The sequence below is a fragment of the Rhizobacter sp. genome, from assembly GCF_031412495.1.
GTDB lineage: Bacteria > Pseudomonadota > Gammaproteobacteria > Burkholderiales > Burkholderiaceae_C > Schlegelella_A.
The window spans coordinates 1-3,199 of record NZ_JANODC010000066.1 but is presented as its reverse complement, the minus strand read 5'-3'; the positions used below and the strand labels follow the sequence as shown (position 1 = coordinate 3,199).

The 3,199-nt window shown below is 66.6% G+C and carries 2 protein-coding genes and 1 pseudogene; all 3 read right to left on the bottom strand.

Features of this window, described 5'->3' with window-relative positions:
• Positions 1–194 (bottom strand): annotated as a pseudogene (locus tag AC30N0_RS02455) (ADP-ribose pyrophosphatase); the annotation flags it as partial.
• Complete coding sequence (gene nuoN, locus AC30N0_RS02450) at positions 191–1,663, bottom strand: NADH-quinone oxidoreductase subunit NuoN (RefSeq protein WP_489516350.1); 1,473 nt, start codon at positions 1,661–1,663, stop codon at positions 191–193. The pseudogene AC30N0_RS02455 and the gene nuoN, both read right to left, overlap by 4 nt.
• A gap of 16 nt (positions 1,664–1,679) precedes the next feature.
• Positions 1,680–3,158, bottom strand: a complete 1,479-nt coding sequence (locus tag AC30N0_RS02445; protein ID WP_489516349.1) for an NADH-quinone oxidoreductase subunit M — start codon at positions 3,156–3,158, stop codon at positions 1,680–1,682.
• Positions 3,159–3,199 lie beyond the last annotated feature (41 nt).

The window sequence follows — 3,199 nt, the reverse complement described above, 5'->3', positions numbered from 1 at the left end:
GGCACGATCATCACCGCACCCGGGTGGACGATGTACTCGCGGCGGGCGCTCGTGCCGTCGGGCAGGCCGACCCGGTCCTGGCGCACATCGAGAAAGGCGCCGCGCCAGACCGAGATCGACTCCAGCGTCGTCTCGCGCAGGTGCGGCATGTCGGCATCGGCGGCCGCGACGGTGTCTCCTGTACGCGCGCTCATGTCGCGAACATCTGCACGATGGCCTGCTCGCAGAGCCACATCAGGCCGCCGGGCAGGATGCCGAGCAGCAGCACCGCGGCGCCGTTCAGCGACAGCATGATGCGGACATCCCGGGCGCCACCGAGCGGGTGGACGTCGACGGGCTCGTCGAAGTACATGACCTTGACGACGCGGAGGTAGTAGAAGGCGCCGAGCAGCGACAGCACGACGGCGACGACCGCCAGCCAGATCAGGCCGGCGACGTTGGTCGACACCAGCGCCTGCAGCACGGCGAGCTTGGCGTAGAAGCCGACCGTCGGCGGGATGCCTGCGAGCGAGAACATGAAGACCGCCATCACGCCGGCGAACCAGGGGCTGCGCCGGGCCAGGCCGCGGAAGTCGTCGATGCGCTCCGCCTCGTGCCCGGCGCGCGAGAGCAGCATGATCACGCCGAAGGTGCCGAGCGTCGTCAGCACGTCGGTGACGACGTAGAACATGGCCGAGCTGTAGGCGTTGCCCGCCGACATCGTGTTGCCGCTGACCACGCCCGGGATCAGGCCGAGGAGCATGAAGCCGACCTGCGCGATGGTCGAGTACGCCAGCATGCGCTTGATGTTGGTCTGGGCGATCGCGGCGAGGTTGCCGAGCAGCATCGAGGCGACCGAGATGAAGACCAGCATCTGCTGCCAGTCGAGCGCGAGGCCGATCATTCCCTCCACGAGCAGGCGGATCGTGATGGCGAAGGCCGCGAGCTTGGGCGCACCGCCGACGAGCAGCGTCACCGCGGTCGGCGCGCCCTGGTAGACGTCGGGCACCCACATGTGGAAGGGCACGGCGCCGAGCTTGAAGGCCAGCCCGGCGACGACGAAGACGACGCCGAGGACGAGGACCGATCGCTCGATGCGGCCGGTCCCGATCGCCTTGAAGACCTCGCTGATCTCGAGCGACCCGGTCGCCCCGTACATCATCGACAGCCCGTAGAGCAGGAAGCCGCTCGCCAGCGCCCCGAGCACGAAGTACTTCATCGCCGCTTCCGTCGCGCCGGTGTCGTCGCGGCGCATGGCGACCAGCGCGTAGAGCGACAGCGACATCAGCTCCAGGCCGAGGTAGACGACCAGGAAGTTGTTGGCCGAGAGCATGACGAGGATGCCCAGCAGCGAGAACATCGACAGCGTGAACAGCTCGCCCTTCAGCATGTCGCGATGGGCCGCGTACGGGCGGGCGTAGACCAGGCTGACCATGATCGCCAGCGTGGCGAACAGGCCGAGCAGGTGGCCCATCGGGTCGGCGACGACCATCCGGTCCATCGCGTAAAGCATCAGCTTCTGGTCGACGTACCAGAGCTGCAGCAGGGCCACCAGGAACAGCGAACCCTGGGTCAGGCAGTAGGTGACGATGCGGTCGCGCCCGGGCGCCCATAGGTCGACCAGCGCGACGACGCAGGCCATCGTCAGCAGGAGGATCTCGGGATAGACAGCTTGCCAGTTCATGGTCCGGGGCGATGCATCAGTTGGCGAGCTTGGTCGTGGACACGTGACGCAGCAGTTCGACCACGGAGGCGTGCATGACGTCGGTGAACGGCTTCGGGTACAGGCCCATGGCGAGCACGACGGCGGCGAGCAGGCCGAGCATGGCGAACTCGCGCCGGTTCAGGTCGACGAGGTTGCGCACGTTCTCGTTGGCAATGGCGCCGAAGTAGACCCGCTTGACCATCCACAGGGTGTAAGCGGCGCCCCAGATCAGCGTCGTCGAAGCGAGGGCCGCGATCCAGAAGTTCACCTTCACGGTGCCGAGGATGACCATCCACTCGCCGACGAAGCCGGCCGTCCCCGGCAGGCCGCAGTTGGCCATGGCGAAGAAGACGGCCAGGGCGGCGAACTTCGGCATCGTGTTGACGACGCCGCCGTAGTCGGCGATCTCGCGCGAGTGGACACGGTCGTAGAGGACGCCGATGCACAGGAACATGGCGCCCGAGACGAAGCCGTGCGAGATCATCTGCACGATCGCGCCAGATGTGCTCAGCTCGTTGAACATGAAGAAGCCGAGCGTGACGAAGCCCATGTGCGCGATCGACGAATAGGCGACCAACTTCTTCATGTCCGTTTGCACCAGCGCGACGAGGCCGATGTAGACGACGGCGACGAGCGACAGGGCGACGATGAACCAGGCCCACTGGTGGCTGGCATCCGGCGTGATCGGCAGCGAGAAGCGCAGGAAGCCGTAGGCGCCGAGCTTCAGCATGATCGCCGCCAGCACGACCGAGCCGCCGGTGGGCGCCTCGACGTGGGCGTCGGGCAGCCAGGTGTGCACCGGCCACATCGGCACCTTGACCGCGAAGGCGAGGAAGAAGGCGAAGAACAGCAGCACCTGCGCGTCGATCGGCAGCGGCAGCCGGTGCCAGGCGAGGATGTCGAAGCTGCCGCCCGACTTGTAGTACAGGTAGATCAGGGCCACCAGCATGAGCAGCGAGCCGGCCAGCGTGTAGAGGAAGAACTTGAAGGCGGCGTAGACGCGCCTCGGCCCGCCCCAGACGCCGATGATCAGGTACATCGGGATCAAGGTGGCTTCGAAGAAGACGTAGAACAGCAGGCCGTCGAGCGCCGAGAACACGCCGACGAGCAGCCCCGAGAGGATCAGGAAGGCGCCCATGTACTGGTTCACGCGCTCGGTGATGACCTGCCATGCCGACACGACCACGATCACCGTGATGAAGGCGGTGAGCAGCACGAACCAGACCGAGAGCCCGTCGACGCCGAGCAGGTACCAGACGTTGAAGCGTCCGATCCACGGTTGACGCTCGGTGAATTGCATTGCCGCGGTCGCCGTGTCGAACCCCGTGACGAGCGGGATCGTGACGAGGAAGCTGGCGACCGCGGCGGCCAGGGCGCCCCAGCGAACGGCAGCGGCGCGCTCGTCCTTGCCGAAGGCCACGAGGAGAACGCCGGAAACGATGGGCAGCCAGATCGCGAGGCTGAGCAGAGGCATGTTCGGGTGTTGTTTTTTTTGTGGCCTGGCCGCTCAGCGGC